This is a genomic window from Paralcaligenes ginsengisoli, from assembly GCF_054781135.1.
The window spans coordinates 50,103-76,774 of record NZ_BAAGUZ010000007.1 but is presented as its reverse complement, the minus strand read 5'-3'; the positions used below and the strand labels follow the sequence as shown (position 1 = coordinate 76,774).

Sequence of the window (26,672 nt, the reverse complement as noted above, 5' to 3'; positions counted from 1 at the left end):
AAATGAGCGATGGCCGCGCCCATTTGCGGGTAGACTGATTGCGAAGAACAAGATTCCTACAAGCAAAGGCAATGAAAAAATTGGATATTCCCACCCTGGAGATTTTTGTTGCCGCGGTGGAGGAAAAAAGCTTATCGAAAGCGGCGGAGCGCGAGAACCTGGTTACGTCCGCGGTCAGCAAACGCATGACGGAACTTGAACGCCACCTGGGCAAGGCGGTGTTGTTGCGCCACGGACGGGGTGTCGACCCGACCCCGGCGGGAATACTGCTTTACCAGCGCGCCAAGTCTCTTTTGCGCCACGTCAAGCTCACTGAAAAGGCGATTAACGAATTTACCAGCGATGGCGTGGCAAAAATAAGACTGCTGGCCAACCCTTCCACGGTGCTGCAGTTCCTGCCCATCGAGATGAAAAGCTTTTTGGCCAAAAGCAAGAACATCAGTATTGATCTCGTTGAAAGCCATAGTTATGACATTCCTCGCCTGGTTGCCGATGACCAGGCGGATCTCGGAATCTATCATGCCGACTATCCCGCCTCGGGGATACTTTCGTATCCCTACAAAAAAGACCGCGTCGGGCTCGTTGTGCCCAACGGCCATCCTTTGTCGAACGCGACCGAGCTTTTTCTGGAAGATGCGCTGGAGTATGACTTGCTGGGTTATTTCCCGCGTCATTCCCTGGGGCAGTTCCTGGACTATGTGGGCAAGTCTATTTCCAGGCCGCCCATCGTAAAACTGCAGGTGTCGAATTTCGAGACGCGTTGCCGCATGATCCAGGAAGGCTTGGGGCTGGGCATAGTCCCGCAGAATATAGCCAGGAATTATTTAAGCCAGATGGGTCTGGTATTTATCAATCTGCGCGATGCCTGGGCCGAACGGCAATTCTATCTTTGCGTCAATAATGACTCCAAAGATACCGACGCTGTACAGAAGCTTATCAAGCACCTTATATAAAAAAATGCTGCTGTCGCAGAGTGTGAAAGGAAGGAAATTCAGCATTGAAATTTTGGAAACGAAAAGGCGCTTCGGGCTTGTAGAATTGGCGCTTGGCATTCCTTCGCGCACTGGGTCATGGTTCAGAAAAAAATTCACCTGCTAGCCTCGTCAGAGGCCATAGAATTGATCAACGCCAAAGACCCCGGTTTCCTTTCACGGCATATTGATTCCATTGTGCTCTATTCCCCAGGCGAGTTGCCGGATGCCAGGCAGTCCGACAAGGTTAATGTTGCATTGCTGTCCAGGGACATAACAGGCGCCTCGACCAAGCATCGTGTACTGCCGCCTCTGGCCGCCTTCAGCTCTTTATTGCTGTCGGCCAGGAGCCTGCAATGGCTGCATACTCATTCCGCGGGAACCGATAGGCCCATCTATCAGGATTTGAAGGCACAGGATGTCGCGATCACGACGTCGACGGGGGCAAATGCGGCAATCGTCGCACAGAGCGCGCTGGCGGCGGTCTTGGCCTTGAACCGGAAATTCAAATTGCTGCAGGCGGCGCAAGCTGCCAGGGCATGGCGGCCCTTGATGGGAGAATATTTGCCTAAAGACCTGGCAGGGCAGTCGGCCGTGGTTGTCGGCTGGGGCCAGATAGGCCGGAAAATAGCGGCGTATCTGCAATTGCTCGACATTGAAGTCACAGCGGTCCGGCGCAATCCATCGACGGCGGAAAACCAGGGGGGCTTCAATGCGGTGAAGATGATCTCTTACTCCGAGTTCAAGAAAAGTACGGTTCAGCATGACTGGCTGATTCTGGCGTGCCCTTTGACTGAAACAACGTTTAAAATAATAAGCAGACAGTTCATATCCGGGCTATCCGACCGCACCCACATTATCAATGTGTCGCGCGGCGATGTGATCGACGAGCCGGCTCTTGTAGAAGCCTTGAAAGGCAACAAGCTCGCGGGAGCGTATCTGGACGTATTTGCTCACGAGCCGCTCGGGCGGGATTCCGAACTATGGGATGCGCCAAATACGATAGTCTCACCCCATTCCGCGGGGCATGCGTCGGGCAATTACGGCAGGGCCATCGATATCTTCATGAAGAATATTCCGCTATGGCTTGAGGGCAAGCCTTTGATCAACGTGGCGTTCTAAAACGTTTTTGGCTTGCGTGTTTGTGGCATTCTTCGATGGATGGGGTATTGGTATTTACGTTTTGGTCGCTTTGGTATTTAAAGACGCCGTCTATCGGGGCTTGGGGTCAGGCCCGGCACGGCGTGCTTGATCCGGATCTACCTCGTCCAGGCGGGCGTCGGGCCAAACTCGCTACGCCGCTGGCGCGGCTGCGCTCAAACATGGCCCGCCGAAGGCCCCCGCCTTCCCTACGGTAGCATCCGGCGCACGCCTTACGCCGGCCCTGACCCCAAGCCCCGATAGACGGCTCACGTAATGGCCTGCCTGGAATTGCATCACGGGATGCCCGGAATTTACGTGCTTGCCCCTACCGTTAATGGGCCTGCACCCCTAGAACCGTTAACGTGCCCGCACTCATGCCTCCATCACGTCGCCACATCTACCTCGATTGACGACTGGATGTACTAAAAGCACCCACCGCTTCAATGTAGTCTGTGATTGGCTCAACGCCGCTTCCCCAACGTATCTCTCGATGCATTGCCTCAACGCAAGCCGCAGGGTGGGCGGTGCTGTGTAGTCCGGCGGTAGTCCAGCGCCGGGTGCTGACGAAGGGAAGGCGGGGGCTTTCGGCGGGCGCTGTCTGAGCCCGGCCTCGCGAGGCCGGGCGAGTTCGCCCGACGCCCGCCTGGACGAGGCAGACCCGGGCAGTCGGGGTGCGTAGCACCACGACCGCTGGACGTGCCGGACTACACAGCACCGCCCACCCTGCGGCGTCTTTATAGAAATAACCGCCCACACAGACAACGCACCAAAGCCCAATCCAAAGTCACAGCTCAAACCAGTACAGGCAGCCCAAATTCACAACTGAAGCCTAAAAACAGCCCAAAACGAAAGCCGCTAAAACACGTTCAGCGCCATAAACACACTTGAACCGAAAATGCTTTAGCCTGTGTTCTAAGCAGGCGACCGTGTCGTTGGGCGTTGAGAAAAACTGCGTTCGAATATGCCTTCGGCTATTCTGTTTTTAAGAATTTCTATAGACCCGCCAGCGATCATCCAGCCGCGGCACCGGCGCACGCAATACTCCACCAGCGATTCCCGGCTATATCCCATGCCCCCCATGACCTGCAATGCATCGTTGGCCACATCAAAGCCGATCTGATTGCAATAGGCCTTGGCAATCGCGGTTTCCGTGGCTGACGGAAATCCGGTGTCGGCGCTCTGGGCCGCGCGATACAACAGCAACTGGGCGGCATCGAGCTTGATACGCATGTCGGCAAACTTCCATTGCAGCCCCTGGAACTCGCATAAAAGCTTTCCGAACTGCTTGCGTTGCATGGCCCAGCCTTTGGCCTCTTCGTACGCGTATCGACCCAGGGCCAGGGAGCGCGAGGTATTGCCAATGCGTTCGACGTTAAACCCGGCAATCTGTTTTTTAAAGCCGCCTTCGCCCAACACGACGTGCGTGTCAGGTACATGGACATTATCGAAAAATATTTCCACCCATTCCTCGTCGGACATGAACGCCGAGCGCTTGCCCAGCTTTACGCCTTCCGAATCGGTTTCAATCAGCACCGAGCCTATGCCTTGAGTGCCTGGACCGAAACGGACATAGGCCAGAATGAAGTTGGCGTGAGGCCCGTGGGTGGTGAAGATCTTCGTGCCATTTATGCGCCAGCCGCCTGCATCCCGGGTGGCGCTGGTTTTTAATTCCGTAACAGCGGAGCCCGCCTCGGGTTCCGTCATGCCCACAGAGATAAGCGCTTTGCCCTGCAGCAGCGGGCCCAGGTACTTTTCCTTTAAAAAGGCGGAACCGTATTCGGCAAGAACCCGTATAGCTCCAAAATTACCTGCCTGGATCACATCGGCGCTACGGGGACACACCGAGGCGATGGTTTCGATTGCGATAACCGCATCCATCAGCGTGCCGCCTATGCCGCCATCGGCTTCCGCGATAGTGATGCCCAGCAGGCCTTGCGCAGCCATAGATCGGGCCACGTCCCATGGATACTCAAGCGAGTGGGCGCGTTCGACCGCCTGATTGCGCAGTTCTTTGTCAGCGTAGCGGTAGACCGCCGACTGGAAGTCTTTCTGTTCGGGAGTTAAAGAAAAATCCATGCTCTTCCTTAGGGGTTGAATCGTAGGCGCACGACGCCGTCGACAGCCACGACGCGCTGTGCTTGAATGAATAGCGGGTTTATTTCGGCTTCGGCAATCGGCTGCCCGGGCAGCAGGGCCAGCTTTGAAAAATCGACGATGGCTTGGGCCAATACACCGCAGTCGGCTTGCGGCAGGCCGCGGAAACCCCTGACCAGTTTTGTATGCCGCACTTCATCGATCATGTCGCGTGCGTCATTCAAGCCGATTGGGGCGAGCCGGGTGGCATAGTCGGGCATCAATTCGGCGGCAATGCCACCCGCGCTCAATACAATGATCGGGCCGACCAGCGGATCGTGCCGATAGCCCAGCATCAATTCGATCAAGCGGCTTTCCATTTTCTGGACTAGCATTCCGTCTATTTTTGCGTCTGGCTGGTGATGCTTGACGGCCTTGACGAGTGCCGGCAGCGCCGCACGCAACGCCTGATCGTCCTCCAGGCCGGTTACGACACCACCTGCTTCGGTTTTGTGCAGGATGTCGCGTGAAACGATTTTTAGAACAATCGGGTAGGGTACGTCGTGAGCCGTGTCGGCACCTTGCAGAAGCGTGCTTTGCGCCGTTTCAATGCCCAGCAGGGAAAACAGAGAGTTTGCCTCGGGCTCGTTCAAATTCCCCGACGTGGGCAGGTGGTCCGGCCAGGCGACGGCCTCGGCGGTTTCGTCCTGGTAGTGCGGCGCGGGCTTCAGGAAGGCGCGCAGGGCATCGGCACAGGCCTCTGGGGTGCGGAAAGTGGCGATTCCGTGCTGCTGCAGCAGACTTAGAGAGACAGCTGCTTCCGGCGCCAGAAACGCGATCAGCGGTTTGTCGGCGGGCTTGGACGCGTCAACCAGCGGTTTGACGACGAGCTCAGGGTGAAATTGCGCCGAAGATCCTGCGACACTCAATACTGCGTCGCACCAGTCGGACTGAAGCAACTGCTCCAGCAAGTCTTTGTACTGTTCGCCGGTGGCGGCAAGTGTCAGATCGATGACTGGCGTTTCTCGCAGCGCCAGGCCTCTGCTTTTCATATGCGTGATGAAGTCGGGCGGCGGCGGCACCGCTTCGATATTGTGCAGGCCCAGATTATCGACCACTGTGGCGGCGCCGCCGCCAGTCGTGGTAATGACCGCGACACGAGATGCCCGGGATGGCCTTGTATGCAATCTGGCGGAATGATAGCGTTCGGCCAGAGGAGCCATTTCGAACAGCGTTTCCAGCATATCCACGCGCATTACACCGTATTTGTCAAAGTACGCATCGACCGCGGCATCGTTGCCCGCGATTGCGCCGGTATGGGACTGTGACAAGGCATCCCCTTGCGCCGAACGGCCCAATTTATAGGCGATGACAGGCTTGCCTGCCAGGCGAGCCCGCGATAAGGCGCGGCTTAACGAGGGGGTATCACGCAGGGTTTCCAGAAAGAGCAGGATGACAGTTGTTTGTTTGTCGTCGACCAGGGCATCGACGACTTCGCCCACCGAAATATCGCTTTCGTTGCCTACCGAAACGGTTTTGGCGAAGCCGAAACCTCGGCCTCCGGCGCGCGACAGCAAGGAACCCATCATTGAGCCGCTTTGCGAAACCAGGCTTATGCGGCCCGGTATCAGCGTATTCATTTCAAAGGCGGCATTCACGGAAATAATTCCGCCGGTCTGGATATTGGCGACACCTATGCTGTTGGGTCCCAGGATGCGTATGCCCAAGCTTCGAGCCAGTTCGAGAAGCCGTGCCTGCTTTACCTGGCCTTCAGGACCCGTTTCGCCAAAGCCGTCGGAATAAATGGTGACTACCGGGATGCTTTTGCTGGCGCAGTCCCTGAGAGCGGCTTCCACATGCTCGCTGGAAATCATGATGAAGGCATGATCAATGTTTTGCGGCACGTCGCATACCGAGGCATAGGATTTTTCACCGAAGATTTCCGGGCTTGTGGCATTGATCGGGAAAACCAGGCCTTTGAAACCATGCTTGCGCATGAACCTGAAAGGCCGGGCGGTATTCTTTTTGCTATTGCTGGATGCTCCGATCAGTGCGATCGATTCGGGTTCCAGCAGGGCTTTGGCGAAGGATGCTTGTTTATTGTTGCGGGTGTCTTGCATGGCGGTGTCGATTTATTCCCAGGATTTTCAGGCGAGGCTAGAATCAAGCTGCAGTTCGCGAACCGGGAGCCGGTCGACATCCCATATTTGATTTCGCAGGACTGCCGCGGCACCTGGTCCAAGAACAGGGCTTGCCAGTTCCTCGAATTTTTCGTTCAGATCCTGATCCGATAAAGGCAGCTCCGGGTCTCCTTTGCGATACGGCGAAAAATGCTCGAAGGATTGGCCGTCGTCCAGCGCAATAGTGACGCGGGCGGCGCGCTGGCCCGGAAAGGCGGCGCTCAGGCCGGCGTCTTCAACCAAAGCCAGTTTCGCCATAAGCCGGCGAATATCGGAATTCTGCAATCGTTCCGCGCTAAAGGCATTCAATCGCACAGAACCGAAGCGCAGCGCATGGCAGACCACATACGCCAAGCTGAACTTGGCCTCGAACGCAGTTGTCGGATTTCGGTTGCCGGTTACGTCCAGTGCGACCTGGTAGCTTGCAACCTTGATTTCCCGGATATCAGTGGGTGCGATATTGAATTTTTCTTTAAGGATCAGGGCTGCGTCAATGGCTGCGAAGGTATGGCCGCAGCAGCCGTGATTCTTCTGCGTGATTCGAGTAATGTTGTAGTGCTCGCCAAGCCCTTCGGTGGCAACCGCCCAGTTCGGATTCGTTGCCAGGGCAGCGCCGAAGCCGGCGTCGCCTTCAAGAATATCCGGAACCCCCGTGACGCCGGCGGCAGCGGCCAGCCCGGCCCTGACACCTACCGCTGCGGCGTGTCCCGCGTGCAGGGCTTTGGTCATGGCATCGGATCGAAAGGCTTGCTGCAGGCCGGATGCAAAGGTGCATGCCGTGGCGATTGCGTGCTGCATGACCGTTGCATTGCCTGGTGCGCAGAGGGCTGCGACGGCGGCGGCAGCCCCTATGCATCCGACGGTACCGGTAGTGTGAAAAAACCGGTAATGCGAGGGTTGTATGGCCGCGCCGATGCGGGTGGAGATTTCATAGCCGACGACGATCGCGTTCAATAGCTCTGCGCCCGAGGCATTTCGCGCGTCGGCGATGGCCAGGCTTGCGGATATGACGGGGCATCCAGGGTGGTAGACGGCATCTTTGAAAATATCGTCAAACTCCACGGCGTGGGACATGCTGCCGTTGATCCATGCGGCGGTCGCAGGTAGCGAGGTCGTGCGATGGCCTGGGAGCCGGCTGGCGCCCAAACCTAGTTCGTCTTTGTATGCGGCAAGCAATTCGCGTCCGGGCGAAACCCGGGTACCCGGGTACAGGGCGCCCAGCCAGTCCAGCAAGGCGCGTTTCGCGTGATGCGCAACATCTGGAGCCAGTGCGTGGCGCGATTGCTGCGCGCCGTATTGAGCCAGGGTTTGAAGGAGCATGCCGGTTGCCTTATTGAACAGTGCGAAGCCCGAATCGAGCTATGGGTACTTTATGAGTATTTGTAGTGATGAGGATTGAAAAAAAAAGAAAGCAGCTTTCAATTAACAGTATTTCAATGCATGCGGGTTTTCATGCATTTCATATTTATTCAAGAAAACCTTGCCTAATTCTCAAAGCTTTGAGAGGGCGTTCCCAACATAATTGTTTCTTCTTGATAAAAAATATGGAGACACGCATGTCCAGAAGCTATGCTCGGAAACTATTGCAAACGAAGAGGCCGGGCGGCCTGAGGGCGGCCTTGCTGTCGGCTATCATGCTGCCTTGTTTTGCCGCTACGGCAAGCGCCGCGGGTGCCTGGCCGCAAAAACCTGTGAAGGTGATCGTTGCGTTTACCGCCGGCGGCACGACCGATATTCTGGCACGTGAAGTTGCCGCCGGTTTAACCACGAAATGGGGCCAAAGCGTTGTAGTCGAGAACAAGCCCGGGGCAGGGGGCAATATCGGTACGCAGGCTGTGATTAATTCAGCGCCCGACGGCTACACCATACTGATCAATTCAATCGGGCCCATCGCCATCAATCCCTATCTTTACAAACATGTGAATTTCAGCACGATCAAGGATTTGAAGCCTATAACCATGGTGGCCGATGTTCCCAATGTTCTGGTTGTGGCGCCGTCCCTGAAAATAAACTCTGTTAAACAACTGGTCGAGGCCATAAAGAGCAAGCCCGATTTCTACAATTGCGCTTCCACGGGGGTGGGAACCGCTGCCCATATTTCATGCGAGGAATTCGCAAAGCAGGCAAAGCTGAAGATTTCGCATGTGCCGTACAAGGGGGCCGGTGCATTGACCGACGTGGTTGCCGGCCGGGTCCAGTTCATGTTTGCCACGCTTCCGTCGGTTATCGGATTTATCAAGGCCGGCACCCTGGTGCCCCTGGCGGTCTCGACGGCAAAACGTTCACCGGTTCTGGCCGATGTGCCCACGATGCAGGAACAAGGGTTTCCCAAGTTTGCATTGGGTTCCTGGTTCGGGTATTTCGCCCCGGCCGCCACGCCCGATAGCATCGTCAAGAAAATCAGCCTTGATATCAATAGCGTTATCAAAGAACCCACGGTTCGAAAACAACTGCTGCAGCAGGGAGCCGAGCCTGTCGGAGGTACGCCGGAAGAATTTGGCGAATTCGTCAGGTCGGAAAACAAAAAGTGGTCGGCCGTCGTGAAGGAAATGGGCATTTCCCTGGATTAGCCTGGGCCTGGGCAGGTGTTACGGCGTGGCCGGCTCGAGCGCGGCACGCATGGCATCGTCGACGGTGTCCAGCCAGATGAATTCAAGCCTGGCTCGTGCATCGTCGGGAATGTCCTCCAGGTCTTTCCGGTTGCGAGCGGGAAGCAGTACAGTGGTAATGCCTGCCCGCAACGCTGCCAGCACTTTTTCCTTGATGCCTCCGACCGGCAGCACCAGGCCGCGCAGGCTGATCTCGCCGGTCATGGCGCGCTCGCTGTGCACGGGTCTGTTGGTGACTTGCGAGGCCAGGGCAATATACATGGCAACGCCTGCACTGGGGCCGTCTTTCGGGATTGCGCCCGCGGGCACATGGATATGGATGTCGCTGTGCTCGAACAGGTCCGGATCCAGCTTGAGTTCCGACGCCCGGGCCTTGAGCAAGGTAAGCGCCGCCTGCGCGCTTTCCTTCATGACGTCGCCAAGCTGGCCTGTGAGTATCAGTTTGCCGTGTCCGGCGGTCCGGCTTGCTTCGATGAAGAGTATGTCGCCGCCTACGGGAGTCCAGGCCAGGCCGGTGGCCACGCCGGGCAGGCTGGTGCGCATTGCCAGTTCGCTCTCGAATTTTATCGGCCCCAATATTGCGTGCAGATCGTCTGCATCGATTCGTAGCGATCCTGCCTGGCCTTCGGCCACGCGCATCGCGGTATGGCGGAACAGATGGCCGATTTCCCGTTCGAGATTGCGCACGCCCGCTTCGCGGGTGTAGCTGCCGATGATCGCATGCAAGGCCTGGTCGGTGACCTCGCACTGTCCGGGCGACAGGCCGTTGGCCGTCAGTTGGCGGCCGATCAGGTAGCGCCTGGCGATCTGTACTTTCTCGTCTTCCGTATAGCCCGGCAGGTTGATCATTTCCATGCGGTCCCGCAGTGGGCCAGGAATGGTGTCCAGCATATTGGCCGTGCATATGAACATGACCCCGGACAGATCGAATGGAACCGTCAGGTAATTGTCGCGGAAGGTTGCGTTCTGTTCCGGGTCCAGCACTTCGAGCAGCGCGGCGGAAGGATCGCCCTGAACGCCTATGCTGAGCTTATCGACTTCGTCGAGCATCATGACGCAATTCTTTACGCCGGCCTTGCGTATGTTCTGGATGATATTGCCCGGCAGCGCGCCGACGTAGGTTCGGCGATGCCCGCGGATCTCCGCTTCATCATGTACACCGCCCAGGCTTACCCGGGAGAATTTACGCCCCGTGGCTTTGGCTATGCTCTGGCCGAGGGAGGTCTTGCCTACGCCGGGAGGCCCCACAAAGCACAGGATCGGACTTTTGCCCCGGGGGTTGAGCTTGTGCACTGCCAGGTATTCCAGAATGCGCTGCTTGACCTTTTGCAGCCCATAGTGGTCTTCATCCAGGATCCGGCGCGCTTCGGCGATATCGATGCGCTCTTCGGTGGTGGCCGACCAGGGCAGTTCGACGAGCCATTCCAGGTAGGTGAGCAGCGTCGAGTATTCGCCGGCCGCCTCCGGAGTACGATCGAGCCGTTTGAGCTCCTTCCTGGCATAGGCCTCGATTTCCTCAGGCATTTTGGCTTTGGCGATGGCCGCTTCCAGCTGTGTTATTTGCTCGCTTGCACCCTCGGGTTCGCCCAACTGCTTCTGTATGGTTTTAAGTTGTTCCCGCAGCAGAAACTCGCGCTGCTTTTCTTCGAACCGATCTTTGGTCTGCTGACTGATGTCATGGCTCAGGCGCAGTACTTCGAGCCGGTGTGTAAGAAAGGCCAGAACTTTGTCCATCCGGGCTTGCAAGCCCAGGGTTTCCAGCAAATCCTGTTTTTCGACCGGTGTCAGGTCCATTAGCCCGCTGACCCAATCGGTCAGCATGGAAGCCGATGTGATGCTCTGCGCCGTGGCGGCGAGTTCAGCCGGCGCATCGGGCATGAAGCCGAGGATTTCGGCGGTCTGTTCTTGAAGCTGAACCATGCGTGCTTCGATTTCAGTGCTGGTTTCCTTGGCGTCGTCCAGGCGCTCGATGCGTGCAACTTGAAACGGATAGCCCTGCAGAAACTCAATCACACGGAAACGCTGCTCGCCCTGGCAGACAATGTGGTGCGCACCGTCCGGCGTAGTGACATAGCGCAAGATGCTGGCGGTTGTACCGATCTGATACAAGTCAGCGGCCCCGGGAGCGGCCGTTTCGGGATCGAGTTGCAGCAGGACACCGACCTGGCGATTGCTGCGCGCCGCCTCCTGGGCGCCAGCCACCGTACTTTTGTGGCCTATTGTTATAGGCACCAGCAAGCCCGGGAACAGCACAACGTTGCGCACGGGAATGATGATCAGCGCGTTCTCGGGAAGCTCCGGGGATTGGTGCGATTCCTGTGTGGCTTTGGCGCCGGCCGTTTGTTCGGGGGTGGCGGCGTCGCGTGCGTGCGGGGAGTTGATAGGCTGATCGTTGTTCATGCGTCACCTGTCGTGCTTGTATTTACGCAAGTTTGCGCAGGGTCAAACGCAAACATCCGTTTGACAGGTTTTGCTCTTCGATCTCAAACAGGCCTGCTGGTAAATCGAAGCGTCGTTCAAAACGACCGTAGGGAATTTCGATGCTGCGAATGATGGCATTGACGGGGGCCGGCATGAGCCTGTCGCCCACGACGATTAAGGCACTGCTGTCGATCAATACGGTGACGTTATCGGGCAAGACCCCGGGCAATGCGATCAGGATCACCAAGGCGTCGTCGATTTCGAAAATGTCGGCGGGCGGCTCCCAGGTCGGACCGCCGTTGCGGCTTCTGCTCAACTGAAAAAACCGGCGATGCAGACGGTCGGCCCGTTCCAGCATGGTGAGCGCGTCGGCCCACATGGATTTGCTTGGATTGCGCAATGTCATGAATCATGCCTCCGTGGCACAATGCCTCTTGAACGCGCCGACGCCAGACGGCGGGCGGTTCATTTTCTTATTTTAGGCACAGAATGGCTCAAGGCACCACTGCGGCCTGTTTATTTTTTTGAAATGAACTTATTGCCCTCTATATAGAAGCGCAAGGGCTTGCTGGCCCACTCGCCGGCATAATCCACGCCAATGCGCGGGCGTTCCACGATGGCCATGGGTTTGCCAGGCGTGGGTGACGCAATATAAAAATCTTTGCTGCACAGGTCGTGCCCGTAGTCCTGAAGCGTGACACCCATGGCTTTGCATAACAGGCCGGGCCCGCTCGTTTTGCCAGTTACGTTCTGTATTGGTTCCAGTGCCCGAAGCAGTACGGCCGCTCCAGTGCCGTCGGCTTCCGTGACGACATTCATGCAGTGGTGCATGCCATACACAAGGTATACATAGACGTGCCCCGGCGGTCCATACATGACTCGGGTGCGTGGCGTAATGCCTTTCGAGGTATGCGCCGCCAGGTCGTGGGGGCCGAGATAGGCCTCGACTTCGACGATTCTGGCTATGCGTTCTTCGCCCTGGACATGGCGCACGAGCAGTTTGCCCAAAAGTTCTCTGGCGACCAGGCAAGTGTCGCGATTGTAAAAGTTCCTGGATAATTTTTGCATGGGATGTAAGGGGCGCATGGGCGGCAGGGTGTTGCAGCCTTGTTCTTGCGGCCTTAATCATACCGGTTTTCAATGCTATTGACGGGTAAGGTGTTCGGGAGTAGATTGCCAGGAAGATGTGTCGCTAGTTCCTGTTTCTTAACGCGTGTTAAGTGAAGGAAGCCGCCATGATTTTGCAAAACCAAATCTGGCTGTTGACGCTGACGGGCATTGGCCTGGTCTCGTTGGTATTTATCTGGATCATCGTTCAGGCAGGCAAGCCTGCCGATTCTGCGCAAGTGCAGAAAACTGCCCATACCATTCGACGATGGTGGTTCCTTGCCCTGGTTCTGCTGGGGGTCGGTGTGGCCTATGCCACGCTGAAACCGTTCCCTATCGCCGATCAAAATGCCTCATCGCCCGCAGGGCAAATCGTTGATGTAGTAGGGCGGCAGTGGTCGTGGACGCTCAGCCAAAACCAGATCAAGGCCGGGGTTCCCGTGCAATTCAATGTAACCAGCCTGGACGTCAACCACGGTTTCGCGATCTACGGCCCGAACGACCTGATCGTCACGCAGACCCAGGCCATGCCCGGTTTCACCAATCGCCTGCACTATACCTTCACCCAGCCCGGCAAGTATCGGGTAATGTGCCTTGAGTATTGCGGCGTTGCGCACCACGGCATGGTGACGGAATTCGAAGTCGTCAAGGGAGGCCAGCCATGAATGCATCGCAATCCGCCGGCGCACTGCACCCGGCCAATGAAGCCCTGACGCGCAACGAACGTATCGTCTTTAACCTGTATACCATCTCGGCGCTGCTGGTGTTTGTGCTGATGATGCTGCTGGGATTGACCATGCGCATGGCCCAGAGCAATTGGGCCGGTGTCCTGCCCAACGTCTTCTACCAGATAATGACCGCGCACGGAGCCGGCATGGTCGGCACGATCGGCCTTGCAACAAGCGCGGTAATGTGGTTTTTCCTGCGCAAATATGTGAAGCTCAGTCTGTCGATATTCCTGGCAAACTACGTGCTGTTCATGCTCGGCGCGGTGGCGTTGCTGGCGGCCGTCTTTATCGGTGGATACGCGGGCGCGTGGACGTTCCTGTATCCGCTTCCCCAACATCCGATGGGACTATGGAGCGGCAATGCGGCCGCGTTGTTCATGCTTGGTTACCTGCTGATCGGGGTGGGCTTCCTGCTGTTTTATCTGGATGTCATGAGAGCCATCATTCGCATGTATTCCAATCTTGGGCGCGCACTGGGCTTGCAGTGGCTATTCAGCGGAGACATCGACAAGTCGCATCCCAAGACTGTGGTGGCCAGCACCATGGTTGCCATTACCAATTCCATCGGCATCCTCGCCGGCGCCATAGTGCTGGTCATGTGCCTCATCAATATCTATTTTCCCTCGGTCGCGCTAAATGCATTGCTGGTCAAGAATCTAACCTATTTGTTCGGCCACATGTTCATCAACGCCAGCATCTACATGGGCGTGATCGCAGTCTACGAATTGCTGCCTCGCTACAGCGGACGTCCTTACCCTATATCAAGGCCATTTCTATGGTCCTGGGCGGCAAGCTTGGTGATGGTGCTGATCGTCTATCCACATCACCTCATGATGGATTACGTCATGCCGCATTGGATGCTGGTGATGGGGCAGATCATTTCCTATTGTGCGGGATTGCCGGTATTTACCGTGACAGTGTTCGGTGCGCTGGCGAACATTTATCGTTCGGGAATGCGCTGGAATATGCCGTCCAGGCTTCTGGTCCTGTCGATGTTCGGCTGGGCCGCGGGCATTGTTCCGGCTATTATCGACGGCACCATCAGCGTCAATAAATTAATGCACAACACTCAGTGGGTGCCCGGCCATTTTCATTTTTACCTGCTGCTGGGCGTCCTGCCTATGGTGCTCGCGCTGATGTTCCACGTCATCGGCCAGAACGCGCCTTCCCGTTCCAGCGACAAACTGAGCTTCCCGCTGTATATCCTGGGCGGCCTGATATTCGTCTTTTCCTTCCTCGCAGCGGGCCATATCAGCACTCCTCGACGCTATGCCGTGCATCTGCCTCAGTGGCTGTTATATGATCAGTTCGGATCGATAGGCGCCATTCTACTGATTGTCGCGATGCTGGTGTTCGCCCTGCATATTGTGGTCGGGCTATTGAGGTCACCTGGCAATGGCGATTCTGCGCACGCTACTGGCTAGCCTGGTCCTGTTACTGGCCGGCGGCGCCGCATTCGGCGTAGTCACCGATCAGTTTCAGGCATTCACCACCGAAACCGCGCGTCGGCTTGCGGTGCGTCGGCATCCTGTCCAGATTCCGCCAGTCGAGCTGCAACTCCAATCGGGCTCACGCATCAGCCTGGCGGATTTGCGTGGCAAATGGCTGCTGGTCGATTTCATTTATACCCGATGCCCCACCTACTGCGTTGCGCTTGGAAGCGAATTTGCGCAACTCCAGGACCTCCTCTCCAAACCGTTGGCGCAAGGCAAAGTGCAACTGCTCAGCATCAGTTTCGATCCCATCCATGACACTCCTGCGCAACTCAAGGCTTATATGCAGCGCTCGCGTGACCGGGGGCTGGGCTGGATCGCTGCCCGGCCCGTCGAGCCCCAAGGGCTTGGGAACCTGGAGCGAGCCTTCGGCATTACCGTCATTGCCGATCCGTCCAGCGGCGGCTATACGCACAATGCCGCTATTCATCTTGTCGATCCCGGCGGCAGGCTGGTAGAGATTTTCGACGAAGATGCCCCGAATCTCGCGGGGAGAACCGTGCTGCAGCGCCTGGGGCAATGATTATCCGCTCGCCGCACCATCCAATCCGTATCGCGGCATTGACCTATCTCGTATTGCTGGCACCGCCGCTGCGGCATATCCTCGAATCCAGCATGACCGGACAAATGCTGCTGCAGATCCCATTGCTTATCGGTGTGGGACTTCTACTGCGGCAAGCGCTGCCTGCGCGCGCCCTGAGCATTGTCGCCAGCTGCAATTACCAGGGTATCGCCGGGCTGCTGCTCGCAAGCGTGATCAGCGCCTTCTGGATGTTGCCGCTGGCGCTGGATGCCTCGGTAACCGAGCCTTTCATCGCCGCAGCAAAGTATCTGTCGGTGCCGCTTCTGATAGGCTTGCCCTTGGCACTCAGTTGGCCGCGCATGGGTTTCATTGTCAGGGGAGTGTTTCTGCTTGAGTTGACAGCCTCTTTCTTTCGGCTGGGTTGGCTCTATCTTATCTGGCCCGGGCGTTTGTGCAATAACTACCTGCTCGACGACCAGCAGCGGCTTGGCCAGTACATGCTGTGGATCGGCGGCGCGCTATTGCTTGGCATTGCGATCAAGCTTATCTGGGGTCGCTTTGGTTCCGTATAATGGACATGTGGCAATAAAAGCACATTCTATGCATGCAAAACCGGACATTTCATTTGTTTCTTCTAATGCTTGTCTTGACCTGTGGTTTGTTTTAGTGCTACTATACCTTGCTAGATTTTCAAGTTCGTTGATGTTTGTACAATTCAGTACCAAAAAAAGTACTTTTTTGCTCTGATCTCTACTCCTTGACAGTCTTTTTATAGAGCATAGTGCTCGTCATTTTTAGGGATTGCAAAAAAATGCAAACAGAAACTGGTATTGTTAAATGGTTCAACAACGAAAAAGGCTTTGGTTTTATCAAGCCTGAATCGGGCGGCAAAGATTTGTTCGCTCACCACACCGACATCATCGGCACCGGCTTTAAATCGCTCGAAGAAAACCAGCGTGTTTCCTACGTAGCGGCCGAAGGCCAAAAAGGCCCTCAAGCCAAATCGATCCAAGTTATCTAATACATAACTTAGTTGCGGTTTAAAAGCCCGCCTGAATAAGGTGGGCTTTTTGCATTTGGCCTTTCCGTTTGCCGATACAATATTTACCATGCTGTAAATATTCGGTGCTTGGCTATGCGCCGTAATGCGGGTCTAATCAAACTGGCTTTTCGGATGGAAGAATGAACCGCCCGATCGATATTCGTACGAAATAAGGTTGCGTCGCGCAAGCCGCGTATTCGAAATCAAGGGAAAATTTGTGCAAAAACTGCTGATAGCGATGGTGCTCAGTGCGGGTGCATTGACGGGGTGCGCGCCCATGCTGGCCGGCCAGGCGGCCGAGGCCGGCTATAGCGCGGCGAAGAATTCACTGGGTGGCGTTCTGGGATCGTCGAACGATAAAAAAACGGCTTTGGGCGAGGATGCGCGCCAGCAGAAATTGCAGTCGATCCTGAATTCCATAGAAGTAGGGCAAATTGTGGCGCCTATTCTTGATTCGATGGGCGAACAGCCAAAAGAAAAATCGGGCAACACGTATGGTTATACCTGTTACGAATACCCTGCCGTATATTCGGCCACCGATGCGGCCGTAATTGTCGCCAAAAACGGAAAAGTCGTATTTTTCGGCAATTCCCGTTGCGTGACAGAAATGCAGGACCAGAACTTTACCGGCACGGGCAAGTACGCAGGCGTCAAGGCTTCCTGAAACCACATTGCCGGTCTATGTATTTCAGCGCTTTGGGCAAGGCGTCGCGAAAGGTCATCCATTCGTGAGCGCCATCCACGATGCGCAATTCCACCTGCTTGGGCTGAATGGCATAGAGCGCTTCGTACAGGCTGGCGGTCACGACAGGGGTGACATCACTGTCATGGTCGCCACTGCTGATAAACATGGGAACAATTTGTTTTTTTGCCTCGTAGCCGGCCAGTAATGCGGGGTAGCTTTGCGCCGCCCAGAGTGACGGACTGAATTTGCCGTTTTCTTCAAACTGGCCACTACCGCTGCGGGCACTGGATTTTTCCGGAGGGCTGGCCTGGACGGCCGGGCTGAGCAGTCCAGCCGCGCATACCAGTTCCGGATGACGCAGGCTCAGGTTCAGCGCGCCAAAACCGCCCATGGAAATGCCGGCGATGGCTCGATGATGGCGATCGCTTTTTGCCTCGTACTGTTTCTCCACATAAGGAATCAATTCAGTCGCGAGCGCGGTCTGGATCTTTGCGGCACTGCCGTCGACCCACCAGGAGGACTCGCCAGCTGGCATGACAGCGATGACCGGCTCTATTTCGCCGCGCCGAATCAGGCCATCCAGGGTTTCGCGGGCGCCGGCGTAGTTGGTCCAGACGTGCTCGTCTCCACCGGATCCATGTAAAAGGTAGATTACCGGGAATTTATCGAAGGAATCGTAATAGCCGTCGGGTAAATACACGGTAAAAGGCAGGCTGCGACCCAGGATCCGGGAGTCGAGTTTGTCGCTGACGATTTCCCCGGCCTGGGCGCCGGCAACGATTGCTGCCAGAGCGAACGCCAGGCAGGTTTTGGATCCGCGAAAATGCATGAGTGTCTCCGGTAAGGCAATTTATTCAGTTTACCGTAAGGTGAGGCAGACTTCAGCTTTGATTCAAGTAGGCGTACAGCGTATCGAGCAGATCCTGTTTGCGGTCGGTGGGCAAAAAAGAAGCGCGCAGGCTATTTTCGGCCAGGGTGCCCAGTTCCTGCCGGCTGAGTCCCAGCGCCAGGGCGCTTGCCAGATAGTTGCCGGCCACATAGCCCCCAAAATAGGCCGGGTCGTCCGAGTTGAGGGTAACCATTGCGCCGCGCCGAAGCAGGCGGGCCAGATTATGCCGGGCCAGTCTGTCCACAACGCGCAGTTTCAGGTTCGATAAAGGACAAACCGTCAGGGGGACTTGCTGTTCAATAAGGCGCTGCATGAGTACTGGATCCTCTTCGCTGCGCACGCCGTGGTCGATGCGTTCAACGTGCAGCAAATCAAGGGCATCGCGTACATACGCCGCGGGGCCTTCTTCGCCGGCATGAGCGACCAGGCGGAAACCCAGTTCCTTGCAATGGGCAAAGACGCGGGCGAATTTTTCAGGAGGGTTGCCGCGTTCGGACGAGTCCAGCCCTATGCCTATCCATAAATCGCCGTATTGTTCGCGCACGGGTAGCGCGGCGGCCAGCGTTTCGAAGGCTTCCTGCTCGGATAAGTGACGCAGGAAACTCAGCAGCAGATAGCTGCTCATGCCGGTGCTTGCACGCATTTCCCGCAAGGCCCGGGCAATGCCGGAAAATACTGTTTCGATCGGGATGCCGCGCGCCGTATGGGTTTGCGGATCGAACATGAGCTCCGCATGCACGACGCCGTCAGTGTGGGCACGCTGCAGATACGCCATCGTCATGTCGTAGAAGTCCTGCTCGGATATGAGTACGCCGGCGCCCGCGTAATACAGATCCAGAAAAGACTGCAGGTCGGTAAAGGCATAGGCGGCGCGCAGCGTTTCGACCGAGTCGTAGGGCAGGGCAATCTGATTGCGCTTTGCCAGTTTGAAGATCAACTCGGGTTCCAGCGTGCCTTCGATATGAAGATGCAGCTCGGCCTTGGGCAGGCCTTGGATAAAGGCGTTCAGGTCGATGGCGTGGCGGGATGCTGGTGGGGGCATGTCTGGGCGATGATTTGGGGTCGAAAGAGGCATTATAGGAAAACCGCGCTTGCTCACGGAGTCGGCCTGCCTGGTGGTCTTGGCCGCATGTGCCGTCAGGCTTTCCCTTGGCCGGATGGATGCGCCGGGTTTAGACCTGCCTGCGGCTCCTCAGGCTTTCTTTGGTTTTTTCCAGCAGCAGGCTGATATCGGTGCCGCGCCGCAAGGCCAGGCCCAGGGCAAGCAGGTCGACAAGCGTCAAGTGCACCAGCCGGGAAATCATGGGGCTATAGACTTCGGTGTCTTCCAGGGTATCGGCGCGCAGCAGTACCGAGGCAAGTTCCGCGAGCGGTGAATGCGAGGCCGTGATGGCAATGACCGGGCAGCCGTTTTTCCTGGCCAGGCGTACTGCCTCGAGCAGTTCCTTGGTGCGCCCTGAATGGGATATGGCGACTAAAACATCGCTGGGCCCCAGCAGCGAGGCGGCCATTAATTGAGTATGGGTATCGGCATAGGCCACGGTGGCGACGTCGTAGCGGAAGAACTTGTGCTGGGCATCGGCCGCGACAATGCCGGAGTTCCCCAATCCATAGAATTCGATGCGGCGCGCGGCCAGCAGCAAGGTGATGGCGGCATCGACGGAATCGGTGTTGATCTCATTGCGCGCCCGCAGCAACGCCGATACGGCATTGTCGAATACCTTGGCCGCCAGCATTGATGTGGGATCTTCGGCGCGGACGGACGAATGTACATACGGCACTCCGACCATCAGGCTGGCGGCCAGCCTGATTTTGAAATCAGGCCATCCGCCGCAACCCATGGATCGGCAAAACCGGATGACTGTCGGCTGGCTGACCCGGGCGAGCCTGGCGACTTCTCCGACCGATGACTTGACGATATCGTTTGGCTGCGCAAGAACGAGTTGCGCCACTTTTCGTTCTGCTTCGCTTAAGCCGGCAAGTTGCTGTTCGATTTGCGCTAGCATGGGTTTGCGTGATCTGACATATGATTTTGCCGGGGCTTTTCAGGGGTGCCAGTAGACATCGATGGGCGCGTCGGGGCTTGTCAATAAAAAGCTGATGGGCAGCGCAGGCGTGGCGCGCTGCGCCGCCCGTTCCATGACTTGCCGCTTGAGCGGCCCGGATATGAACAGGATGCGGCTCTGCGCGCGCAGCAAGGCCGCCAGGGTCATGCTGATGCGTGTATGCGGCGCGTCTGTGGGGGTAATGCGCACATAATTTCGTGTCTGTCCGGGATCCAGGGCCTGCGTCAATTCCGGGGCCAGCGGAAACAGCGACGCGGTATGGCCGTTTTCGCCCATGCCCAGGACGGCGAGGGTGATGGTTTCTGTCTGGCGATTAGCCTGCTCCAGGCAGCTTTCGATATTGCCCGGATCGCTAAGCAGACCCTGGAATCGGGCCTGTCGGGCGCGGTTGACGAGTAGATGGCTGCGTACCAGGTTCTCGTTGCTGTCCGGGTCGCCGGGTGTCACGAAGCGTTCATCGACCAGGGTGATCGTTATTTTCGGCCAATCCAGATCGGCGTGGCTGAGCCTGGCGAAGAAGGGGATGGGCGAACGTCCTCCCGACACCGCAAGCCTTGCTGTGCCGCAGAGGTCGATGGACTGTTGCAAAGTGCCGGCCACGGCGTGTGTCAAGGCGGCGATGCAGGGTTCGTCCTGCTCGTAGGCGTGCCAGCTCATCATGTTTCTTCGTGCCAGACGACCCCGGCTCGCGAGAGCAGGCCGCTCGAAGCGGGCGGCCCCCAACTGCCGGCGGTATAGGTTTTGGGCGCGATAGTGCTGTGCTCCCAGGAATCGATGATGGGCTCGACCCAGGTCCATGCCTGGGCCTGTTCGTCGCGGCGCATGAACAGGGCCAGGCGGCCGCGTATCACATCGAGCAGCAGCCGTTCGTAAGCATCGGCCCAGCGCGCCTTGAACATGGTATGAAAGTCCAGGTTCAGATAAGTGGACTGCAAGTTCATGGCGTCGCCGGGTTCTTTGGCGAGAAAGTACAGGCGTATGCTTTCTTTGGGCTGCAGATGTATGACCAGGCGATTGGCCGAGTGCAGATCTACAGGCATGGGAAAGACCGCATGCGGCACATCGCGGAAATTGATGACGATTTCCGCGATGCGTTCCTGCATGCGCTTGCCTGTGCGTAAAAAAAATGGCACGCCGGCCCAGCGCCAATTGGCGATTTCAGCCTGAAGGGCCACGAAGGTTTCGGTATTGCTATGCGGGTCGACTTTATGTTCATCGCGGTAGGCGACAACCGGCATGCCGTTGATGGCCCCGCTGCGGTATTGCCCACGGACCGTTTTGGCGAGGATGTCTTCGGGCGTGAAGGGTTTCAGCGCCTTCAGCACCTTGAGTTTCTCGTCGCGAACGGCGTCTTCGGCCAGGCTTGCGGGAGGCTCCATGGCGACGATGCACAGCAATTGCAGCAAGTGGCTTTGCAGCATGTCGCGCAGGGCGCCTGTACGATCGTAGAACTCGCCGCGCTCTTCGACTCCCAGTTCCTCGGCGATGGTTATCTGTACATTGTCTATCCATTCGCGGCGCCACAGTGGCTCGAACAAGGCGTTGCCAAACCGGATGGCCATCAGGTTCTGTACCGATTCCTTGCCCAGATAATGGTCGATGCGGTAAATCTGGTTTTCGGTGAAGCACTGGCCCACGGCGGCATTGATGGCATTGGAGGATTCCAGGTCATGGCCCAGGGGCTTTTCGAGCACGACGCGCACGCCGGGGTGGTTGAGTCCGGCTGCGGCCAATTGTCGGCATATATTGGTAAACAGGTGAGGGGCGGTGGCCAGGTAGCACACTGTTGTGCGCTCGCCGGCCCGGCCCAGCGCTTCTGCCAGATTGACGTAATCGCCGGCTTTGTCGGCTTCAAGCATGAGGAAGTGGATACGCTTGATGAAGCTGGCCCAGATCCCGCTGTCGAATTCGGCTCCAAGCCTGGGTTTGACGCGCTCATTCAGCAGGGCCAGATAGCCGTCCTGTTCCAGGGCTTGGCGGCCCAATGCGAAAATCCGGCCATCGTGATGCAAAGCCCCTGCTTTGTGGGCGCTATAGAGCGCAGGCAACAGCTTGCGCAAGGTGAGGTCGCCGGTGCCACCAAAAAATATCATGTCGAAGGCGGGCGTGCTGGCCATGCTTATTTTCCTGTCATGCAGTTTCAAGATACTTGAAGTGAAGATGTAATTAGGCTACATGTATTATCAGATGTAAAGCCGGGTTTGCCGCGGGGCTGGCTACAATACGGCCCAGACAGCACGCAAAGACACTTTTTTGGCCATTCCCTTTTCCCACCATCATGATTAAAAGCGCAGTCCGTGCGACGATCGCCGATGTCGCCCGCCAGGCGGGAGTATCCAAGGCTACCGTGTCGCGATTCCTGAATCATCGCGATGCCTTGCTGTCGCTGGACATTGCCAAAAGGGTTGAAGCGGCGATAAACCAGCTGGGCTACTCGCCCAGCCCAATGGCGCAGGCACTCAAGCGCGGCCGCTCCCGTCTGATCGGGCTGGTGGTTGCCGATATCACCAATCCCTATTCGGTGGCTGTGTTGCGCGGTGCCGAAAAAGCCTGCCGGGCCGCGGGCTACCTGGTCATGCTGTTCAATCTGGGTAATGAAAGCGAGCGCGAGAGCGCGGGAATCCAGGCCTTGTCTTCGTATCAGGTCGAAGGCTTCATCCTGAACACGATGGGGCATGACGCGGGGGCGGTCGTTGAAACTGCCCGACAGGGTAAGCCGGTGGTATTGGTCGATCGCCTGCATGCCGGCCTGGATGTCGATTTTGTTTCTCTGGACAACGATCAGGCCATACGTGTGAGCGCGCAACATTTGCAGGACGCGGGCTATGGCGAGCTGTTGCTTGTGACCGAACCCTTGGGGAAAGTAAGCTCGCGCATCGAACGCTCGATGGCATTCCAGTCGTTTATTCGGGATGGCGGCCCGGAGGTGTCGGGCCAATGCGTTGAAAGCGCCGGCGACGGCGCAGATCTGGATGCCGCATTATTGGCCTTGCGTGCGCGCGCGCATGACCGGCGGCCGGCGCTGATTTCCAGCAATGCCGTCGTTACCCTGCGTTTGATTGCCGCTGTGGCTCGTTTGGGCTGGAAGCTGGGCTCCGACGTGGGCCTGATTGGCATCGATGAAACCGAATGGGCGCCTTATGTGGGCCCGGGGATCAGCACGGTGTCGCAACCTACCGACGATCTGGGACGCATGGCTGCCGAATGCCTGATCGAGCGCCTTAAGGGGCGGGACGAGGAGCCGCGAAAAATACTCTTGCCCGGAGCGCTGCATATCCGGGGCTCGTCGAGCATCACGCGCCGCTGACGGCTTGTGGTACCCGACTATTTTTACCCCTGTCATATTAGGGTAAATACTGATTCGATTTTTTTCCTGCTTTTATTAAACTTTCACAAACGTCTGAAACCGGTTTCATAACTAAATTGCCGCCTCTTTCATAGTCGGCTCATTCGTGGCTCGAGCAAGGTTTCTGATTCTTCTGGCCATAACTGGTTTTGTGTGGGTATATTCGCGAGGTGCGCGAGCATTTGTCGTCGAAGCCATACCTTGGGTACTAAAAAAGTGAATTATTCCTTTCAATTTGGCCCTGTCTTCGAGGCATGGCCACTGCTGCTCAGGGGCACCTGGATGACAATCCAGCTGTCCTTTTTGGCCATGCTGTTCGGGCTGCTCGTGGCCATACTGTGCGCATGGGGCAAGACATCCGGCCCGAAGCTGCTGCGCTGGCTGATCAATGCGTACATTGAATTGATACGCAACACGCCTTTTCTGGTGCAGTTGTTTTTCTTCTATTTTGCCTTGCCCGCAACCGGGGTACGGTGGTCGGCGCATACGGCGGCCCTGGTGGCCATGGTCGTCAATCTGGGGGCCTACGCAACTGAAATCGTCCGGGCCGGGATCGAATCCATTCCCAAGGGGCAGATCGAAGCGGGGCTGGCGCTGAATTTATCGCGCTACGAGATTTTCCGGTTTGTGGTGCTCAAGCCCGCATTGCGCGCCATCTATCCCGCGCTCACCAGCCAGTTCATTTTGCTGATGCTGGCCTCCAGTGTGGTGTCGGTGATTTCCGCCGATGATCTGACTTCGGTTGCCGCCAATTTGCAGTCGGAGACTTTTCGCAGCTTTGAAATCTATATCGTCATCACAGCGATCTATCTTGTGCTGACCATGATATTTTCATATGCGTTTCGCCTGGTCTTCCAGTGGGGCCTCAACTATCCGGACCGTCGATAATGCGTACTTTTGGTTATTCGGAGTTCCTGTTTATTCTCGAGGCGGCCAGATGGACGATCGGGCTGTCGCTCATGGCTTTCGTGGGCGGCGGCATTGTCGGCCTGATCATTGCCTTGTCGAGAACCTCGGAGTACGCGGCGATACGGGGCCTTGCCATCGGATTTATCCAGTTGTTCCGCGGCACTCCCTTGCTGCTGCAATTGTTCCTCATCTTTTTCGGATTCCCGGTGCTCGGCCTGGAAGTCAATCCGTGGCTGGCGGCCGGTATCGCCCTGACCCTCAATAGCGGGGCTTTTCTGGGCGAGATCTGGCGTGGCTGTATCGATGCGATACCCCGCGGCCAGTGGGAAGCGGCCGAGGCCCTGGGGCTGTCCTATCGCTGGAAAATGCGCGATGTCGTGCTGCCGCAAGCCATGAAAATTGCGATTCCGCCGACCGTGGGTTACCTGGTGCAAATCGTCAAAGGCACGTCGCTGGCGGCCATTATCGGTTTTACCGAATTGACCAGGGCGGGGCAGATCATCAATAACGCGACCTTCGAACCCATGCTGGTCTTCTCGGTTGTGGCGGTTATTTATTTCTTGTTGTGCTGGCCTTTGTCCTTGCTGGCCGCGTATATGGAGCGACGGCTTGCCGCGGCATTGACGCGTTAGGCCGCCAGGGTCCGATTGTTGTTTAACTGGCGTTTAAGTTTTTAATTCTTGGAGACGAGATATGTTTTTAGGCAAAGAAATTCGCACACTCATTGGTGCGACAGTGCTGGCGGGCTTGGGCGTGCTGGCTCTGGGCGCGACGGCGGCCAGTGCGGAAACCATCGATCAGGTCAAGCAGAAGGGTGAGCTGACGATTGGCATGCTGGTCGATTTTCCGCCCTATGGCATCATGAACACCGAAAACAAGCCCGACGGCTACGATGCCGATGTGGCCAGACTGCTGGCCAAGGATTTGGGCGTCAAACTGAAAATCGTGCCGGTGACCGGCCCGAACCGGATTCCGTTTCTCTTGACCAACAAAGTGGATCTGCTGGTTGCCTCGCTGGCCATTACTCCTGAGCGCGCCAAGCAAGTACAGTTCTCCAAACCGTATTCCGCGGCCCAGATCGTGGTATTTGGCGGTAAAGATGCCAAAATCAAAACGGCCGATGACCTGGCGGGTTTGCGCATAGGCGTTGCGCGTGCCAGTACCCAAGATATCGCGGTGACCAAGGTGGCCCCGAAATCCGCGAATATTCGCCGTTTCGACGACGACGCATCGGCCATGCAGGCTCTGCTGTCGGGGCAGGTCGACGCCATTGGCTGCTCCACCACGGTGGCCGCGCAAATTGCCAAACGCGTACCGAACCGGTATGAAAACAAGTTCGTGCTGTTGCAGCAGGAAATGGCTGTTGCGATGCGCCCGGGCGAGCCCAATACCTTGAAAGCGGTCAATGCTTTTGTCGAGAAGAACATCGCCAACGGCGAGTTGAGCAAACTGTACAAGAAATGGCTGGGTGTTGACTTGCCTCCATTGAAAGCTTCGTAATTCAACGGCGGTTTCACTATGACTGATAGACAGGCTTCTGTTGCTGTCGACGGTTCGAATCGTCCCGCCGGTCAAGGCGGGACGATTATCGAAGTCGAGGCAGTCAACAAATGGTATGGCAGCTTCCAGGTTTTGACCGATGTCGATTTGACGGTCAAGACAGGAGAGCGCATTGTGATTTGCGGGCCTTCGGGTTCGGGAAAATCAACCATGATCCGTTGCATCAACGGTCTCGAAAAGGTGCAGAAAGGCCGTGTCGTGGTCGACGGTATCGATCTGACCGCCAATGCGCGCAACGTCGACGCGGTGCGGCAGGAAGTCGGGATGGTATTCCAGCAGTTCAATCTTTTTCCGCACATGACAGTGTTGCAGAACTGCATGCTGGCCCCTATGCGTTCCCGCAACGCTGACAAGCAGGCGGCCGAGGCCACGGCCATGAAATACCTGACGCGGGTTCGCATTGCCGATCAGGCCAAAAAATATCCCAGCCAGTTGTCGGGTGGACAGCAGCAGAGGGTGGCGATTGCGCGTGCCTTGTGCATGACTCCCAAGATCATGCTGTTCGACGAGCCGACTTCGGCCCTGGATCCGGAAATGGTCAAGGAAGTGCTCGACACCATGATAGGCCTGGCCGAGGATGGTATGACCATGTTGTGCGTGACGCATGAAATGGGGTTTGCGCGCAGCGTTGCGGATCGGGTCATTTTCATGGCCGATGGGAAAATTATCGAGCAGGCTCCGCCCGCCGAATTTTTCGGTAATCCACAACACGAAAAAACGCGCAGTTTCCTGGGGCAGATACTGAGTTCCCAGCATTGATATTTATTGGTGGATCGACGAGGGATCACAAGGGCCTTTCCTACGGATGACCTTGTGCCGAATCGGCAGAATCGCCATGACATGAATATGCATTGATTTTGTTGGGCCACTGCGTCTTCGGCTCGCCGGACGCCGCCTTGCTGGTTTCGATCCTGGGTAGCGCCGTTT

The 26,672-nt window shown here is 56.9% G+C and carries 25 protein-coding genes; 14 read left to right on the top strand and 11 right to left on the bottom strand.

Translation table 11 applies throughout. The features are described 5' to 3' along the window. The first annotated feature begins 71 nt into the window (after positions 1-71). Both ACYVIS_RS05190 and ACYVIS_RS05185 read left to right on the top strand, forming a co-directional pair. Positions 72-953 carry a LysR family transcriptional regulator gene (locus ACYVIS_RS05190; protein WP_460873423.1) on the top strand — a complete coding sequence of 294 codons (882 nt, stop codon included), beginning with the start codon at positions 72-74 and terminating at the stop codon, positions 951-953. A 117-nt stretch (positions 954-1,070) separates the two neighbouring features. Then, positions 1,071-2,093 carry an NAD(P)-dependent oxidoreductase gene (locus tag ACYVIS_RS05185; RefSeq protein WP_460873422.1) on the top strand — a complete coding sequence of 341 codons (1,023 nt, stop codon included), beginning with the start codon at positions 1,071-1,073 and terminating at the stop codon, positions 2,091-2,093. Between the two features lie 933 nt (positions 2,094-3,026). Here ACYVIS_RS05185 and ACYVIS_RS05180 read toward each other — a convergent pair. Genes ACYVIS_RS05180 through ACYVIS_RS05170 form a run of 3 tightly spaced genes read right to left on the bottom strand, consistent with a single transcriptional unit; the run spans position 3,027 to position 7,687 of the window. Next, a complete protein-coding gene (locus ACYVIS_RS05180; protein ID WP_460873421.1) occupies positions 3,027-4,190 on the bottom strand; it encodes an acyl-CoA dehydrogenase family protein in 1,164 nt (387 codons plus the stop codon). 8 nt (positions 4,191-4,198) lie between these two features. Continuing rightward, positions 4,199-6,307, bottom strand: coding sequence for an acetate--CoA ligase family protein (locus tag ACYVIS_RS05175; protein ID WP_232744399.1), 2,109 nt, complete (start codon positions 6,305-6,307; stop codon positions 4,199-4,201). Positions 6,308-6,334: 27 nt separating this feature from the next. Beyond that, on the bottom strand, positions 6,335-7,687 hold the full coding sequence (locus tag ACYVIS_RS05170) for an MmgE/PrpD family protein (protein ID WP_232744398.1): 1,353 nt from the start codon (positions 7,685-7,687) through the stop codon (positions 6,335-6,337). 236 nt (positions 7,688-7,923) lie between these two features. On the opposite strand from ACYVIS_RS05170, the gene ACYVIS_RS05165 reads away from it, so the two are divergent. Then, positions 7,924-8,937: a Bug family tripartite tricarboxylate transporter substrate binding protein gene (locus ACYVIS_RS05165; RefSeq protein ID WP_232744397.1), complete on the top strand. Its 1,014-nt coding sequence runs from the start codon at positions 7,924-7,926 to the stop codon at positions 8,935-8,937. Positions 8,938-8,955: 18 nt separating this feature from the next. Here ACYVIS_RS05165 and lon read toward each other — a convergent pair whose 3' ends face one another. From lon to ACYVIS_RS05150, 3 genes are all read right to left on the bottom strand, one after another. Further along, complete coding sequence (lon, locus tag ACYVIS_RS05160) at positions 8,956-11,376, bottom strand: endopeptidase La (RefSeq protein WP_460873420.1); 2,421 nt, start codon at positions 11,374-11,376, stop codon at positions 8,956-8,958. A gap of 22 nt (positions 11,377-11,398) precedes the next feature. After that, positions 11,399-11,803 (bottom strand): Hsp20/alpha crystallin family protein, encoded by a 405-nt coding sequence (locus ACYVIS_RS05155; RefSeq protein ID WP_232744395.1) that lies wholly within the window; start codon positions 11,801-11,803, stop codon positions 11,399-11,401. 110 nt (positions 11,804-11,913) lie between these two features. After that, positions 11,914-12,465: a DNA-3-methyladenine glycosylase gene (locus tag ACYVIS_RS05150; RefSeq protein ID WP_255696721.1), complete on the bottom strand. Its 552-nt coding sequence runs from the start codon at positions 12,463-12,465 to the stop codon at positions 11,914-11,916. Positions 12,466-12,632: 167 nt separating this feature from the next. On the opposite strand from ACYVIS_RS05150, the gene ACYVIS_RS05145 reads away from it, so the two are divergent. The 6 genes from ACYVIS_RS05145 to ACYVIS_RS05120 all read left to right on the top strand — a co-directional run bounded on the left by ACYVIS_RS05145 (position 12,633) and on the right by ACYVIS_RS05120 (position 16,954). Then, the gene (locus tag ACYVIS_RS05145; RefSeq protein ID WP_460873419.1) at positions 12,633-13,169 is read left to right on the top strand and encodes a hypothetical protein; all 537 of its coding nucleotides are present in this window, start codon (positions 12,633-12,635) and stop codon (positions 13,167-13,169) included. Beyond that, the gene (locus tag ACYVIS_RS05140; protein ID WP_232744392.1) at positions 13,166-14,656 is read left to right on the top strand and encodes a cbb3-type cytochrome c oxidase subunit I; all 1,491 of its coding nucleotides are present in this window, start codon (positions 13,166-13,168) and stop codon (positions 14,654-14,656) included. The genes ACYVIS_RS05145 and ACYVIS_RS05140 overlap by 4 nt, the downstream gene beginning before the upstream one ends. Further along, a complete protein-coding gene (locus ACYVIS_RS05135) occupies positions 14,628-15,248 on the top strand; it encodes an SCO family protein (RefSeq protein ID WP_232744391.1) in 621 nt (206 codons plus the stop codon). Before ACYVIS_RS05140 ends, ACYVIS_RS05135 begins: the two co-directional genes overlap by 29 nt. Then, a complete protein-coding gene (locus ACYVIS_RS05130) occupies positions 15,245-15,820 on the top strand; it encodes a hypothetical protein (RefSeq protein WP_232744390.1) in 576 nt (191 codons plus the stop codon). Before ACYVIS_RS05135 ends, ACYVIS_RS05130 begins: the two co-directional genes overlap by 4 nt. 239 nt (positions 15,821-16,059) lie before the next feature. Beyond that, positions 16,060-16,269: a cold-shock protein gene (locus ACYVIS_RS05125; RefSeq protein WP_013741470.1), complete on the top strand. Its 210-nt coding sequence runs from the start codon at positions 16,060-16,062 to the stop codon at positions 16,267-16,269. 238 nt (positions 16,270-16,507) lie between these two features. Continuing rightward, positions 16,508-16,954, top strand: coding sequence for a hypothetical protein (locus ACYVIS_RS05120; protein ID WP_232744389.1), 447 nt, complete (start codon positions 16,508-16,510; stop codon positions 16,952-16,954). Here the strand turns inward: ACYVIS_RS05120 and ACYVIS_RS05115 are convergent. The 5 genes from ACYVIS_RS05115 to zwf form a co-directional block, all read right to left on the bottom strand. Next, on the bottom strand, positions 16,941-17,804 hold the full coding sequence (locus tag ACYVIS_RS05115; protein ID WP_232744388.1) for an alpha/beta hydrolase: 864 nt from the start codon (positions 17,802-17,804) through the stop codon (positions 16,941-16,943). The two genes, ACYVIS_RS05120 and ACYVIS_RS05115, sit on opposite strands and share 14 nt — an antisense overlap. Positions 17,805-17,856: 52 nt before the next feature. Then, on the bottom strand, positions 17,857-18,906 hold the full coding sequence (locus tag ACYVIS_RS05110) for an adenosine deaminase (RefSeq protein ID WP_232744387.1): 1,050 nt from the start codon (positions 18,904-18,906) through the stop codon (positions 17,857-17,859). A gap of 130 nt (positions 18,907-19,036) precedes the next feature. Then, positions 19,037-19,870, bottom strand: coding sequence for a transcriptional regulator HexR (gene hexR, locus ACYVIS_RS05105; RefSeq protein ID WP_232744386.1), 834 nt, complete (start codon positions 19,868-19,870; stop codon positions 19,037-19,039). Between the two features lie 39 nt (positions 19,871-19,909). Next, complete coding sequence (gene pgl, locus ACYVIS_RS05100) at positions 19,910-20,590, bottom strand: 6-phosphogluconolactonase (protein ID WP_232744385.1); 681 nt, start codon at positions 20,588-20,590, stop codon at positions 19,910-19,912. Further along, positions 20,587-22,047: a glucose-6-phosphate dehydrogenase gene (gene zwf / locus ACYVIS_RS05095; protein WP_232744384.1), complete on the bottom strand. Its 1,461-nt coding sequence runs from the start codon at positions 22,045-22,047 to the stop codon at positions 20,587-20,589. The genes pgl and zwf overlap by 4 nt, the downstream gene beginning before the upstream one ends. 161 nt (positions 22,048-22,208) lie before the next feature. On the opposite strand from zwf, the gene ACYVIS_RS05090 reads away from it, so the two are divergent. The 5 genes from ACYVIS_RS05090 (at position 22,209) to ACYVIS_RS05070 (ending at position 26,504) form a co-directional block, all read left to right on the top strand. After that, positions 22,209-23,237 carry a LacI family DNA-binding transcriptional regulator gene (locus ACYVIS_RS05090; RefSeq protein ID WP_460873418.1) on the top strand — a complete coding sequence of 343 codons (1,029 nt, stop codon included), beginning with the start codon at positions 22,209-22,211 and terminating at the stop codon, positions 23,235-23,237. A 255-nt stretch (positions 23,238-23,492) separates the two neighbouring features. After that, a complete protein-coding gene (locus ACYVIS_RS05085; protein WP_232744382.1) occupies positions 23,493-24,164 on the top strand; it encodes an amino acid ABC transporter permease in 672 nt (223 codons plus the stop codon). Next, on the top strand, positions 24,164-24,817 hold the full coding sequence (locus ACYVIS_RS05080; RefSeq protein WP_460873417.1) for an amino acid ABC transporter permease: 654 nt from the start codon (positions 24,164-24,166) through the stop codon (positions 24,815-24,817). Before ACYVIS_RS05085 ends, ACYVIS_RS05080 begins: the two co-directional genes overlap by 1 nt. Before the next feature lie 61 nt (positions 24,818-24,878). Beyond that, the gene (locus tag ACYVIS_RS05075; RefSeq protein ID WP_232744380.1) at positions 24,879-25,685 is read left to right on the top strand and encodes a transporter substrate-binding domain-containing protein; all 807 of its coding nucleotides are present in this window, start codon (positions 24,879-24,881) and stop codon (positions 25,683-25,685) included. An 18-nt stretch (positions 25,686-25,703) separates the two neighbouring features. After that, positions 25,704-26,504: an amino acid ABC transporter ATP-binding protein gene (locus ACYVIS_RS05070; RefSeq protein WP_305072073.1), complete on the top strand. Its 801-nt coding sequence runs from the start codon at positions 25,704-25,706 to the stop codon at positions 26,502-26,504. The last annotated feature ends 168 nt before the right edge of the window (positions 26,505-26,672 follow it).

Coding starts and splice junctions, on each gene's coding strand:
- ACYVIS_RS05110 (WP_232744387.1), bottom strand. CDS start 18,906: ATGCCCCCACCAGCATCCCGCCACGCCATCGACCTGAACGCCTTTATC.
- ACYVIS_RS05185 (WP_460873422.1), top strand. CDS start 1,071: ATGGTTCAGAAAAAAATTCACCTGCTAGCCTCGTCAGAGGCCATAGAA.
- ACYVIS_RS05125 (WP_013741470.1), top strand. CDS start 16,060: ATGCAAACAGAAACTGGTATTGTTAAATGGTTCAACAACGAAAAAGGC.
- ACYVIS_RS05165 (WP_232744397.1), top strand. CDS start 7,924: ATGTCCAGAAGCTATGCTCGGAAACTATTGCAAACGAAGAGGCCGGGC.
- lon (WP_460873420.1), bottom strand. CDS start 11,376: ATGAACAACGATCAGCCTATCAACTCCCCGCACGCACGCGACGCCGCC.
- ACYVIS_RS05090 (WP_460873418.1), top strand. CDS start 22,209: ATGATTAAAAGCGCAGTCCGTGCGACGATCGCCGATGTCGCCCGCCAG.
- ACYVIS_RS05115 (WP_232744388.1), bottom strand. CDS start 17,804: ATGCATTTTCGCGGATCCAAAACCTGCCTGGCGTTCGCTCTGGCAGCA.
- zwf (WP_232744384.1), bottom strand. CDS start 22,047: ATGGCCAGCACGCCCGCCTTCGACATGATATTTTTTGGTGGCACCGGC.
- ACYVIS_RS05070 (WP_305072073.1), top strand. CDS start 25,704: ATGACTGATAGACAGGCTTCTGTTGCTGTCGACGGTTCGAATCGTCCC.
- ACYVIS_RS05140 (WP_232744392.1), top strand. CDS start 13,166: ATGAATGCATCGCAATCCGCCGGCGCACTGCACCCGGCCAATGAAGCC.
- ACYVIS_RS05170 (WP_232744398.1), bottom strand. CDS start 7,687: ATGCTCCTTCAAACCCTGGCTCAATACGGCGCGCAGCAATCGCGCCAC.
- ACYVIS_RS05075 (WP_232744380.1), top strand. CDS start 24,879: ATGTTTTTAGGCAAAGAAATTCGCACACTCATTGGTGCGACAGTGCTG.
- pgl (WP_232744385.1), bottom strand. CDS start 20,590: ATGATGAGCTGGCACGCCTACGAGCAGGACGAACCCTGCATCGCCGCC.
- ACYVIS_RS05155 (WP_232744395.1), bottom strand. CDS start 11,803: ATGACATTGCGCAATCCAAGCAAATCCATGTGGGCCGACGCGCTCACC.
- ACYVIS_RS05080 (WP_460873417.1), top strand. CDS start 24,164: ATGCGTACTTTTGGTTATTCGGAGTTCCTGTTTATTCTCGAGGCGGCC.
- hexR (WP_232744386.1), bottom strand. CDS start 19,870: ATGCTAGCGCAAATCGAACAGCAACTTGCCGGCTTAAGCGAAGCAGAA.
- ACYVIS_RS05135 (WP_232744391.1), top strand. CDS start 14,628: ATGGCGATTCTGCGCACGCTACTGGCTAGCCTGGTCCTGTTACTGGCC.
- ACYVIS_RS05190 (WP_460873423.1), top strand. CDS start 72: ATGAAAAAATTGGATATTCCCACCCTGGAGATTTTTGTTGCCGCGGTG.
- ACYVIS_RS05130 (WP_232744390.1), top strand. CDS start 15,245: ATGATTATCCGCTCGCCGCACCATCCAATCCGTATCGCGGCATTGACC.
- ACYVIS_RS05150 (WP_255696721.1), bottom strand. CDS start 12,465: ATGCAAAAATTATCCAGGAACTTTTACAATCGCGACACTTGCCTGGTC.
- ACYVIS_RS05145 (WP_460873419.1), top strand. CDS start 12,633: ATGATTTTGCAAAACCAAATCTGGCTGTTGACGCTGACGGGCATTGGC.
- ACYVIS_RS05180 (WP_460873421.1), bottom strand. CDS start 4,190: ATGGATTTTTCTTTAACTCCCGAACAGAAAGACTTCCAGTCGGCGGTC.
- ACYVIS_RS05175 (WP_232744399.1), bottom strand. CDS start 6,307: ATGCAAGACACCCGCAACAATAAACAAGCATCCTTCGCCAAAGCCCTG.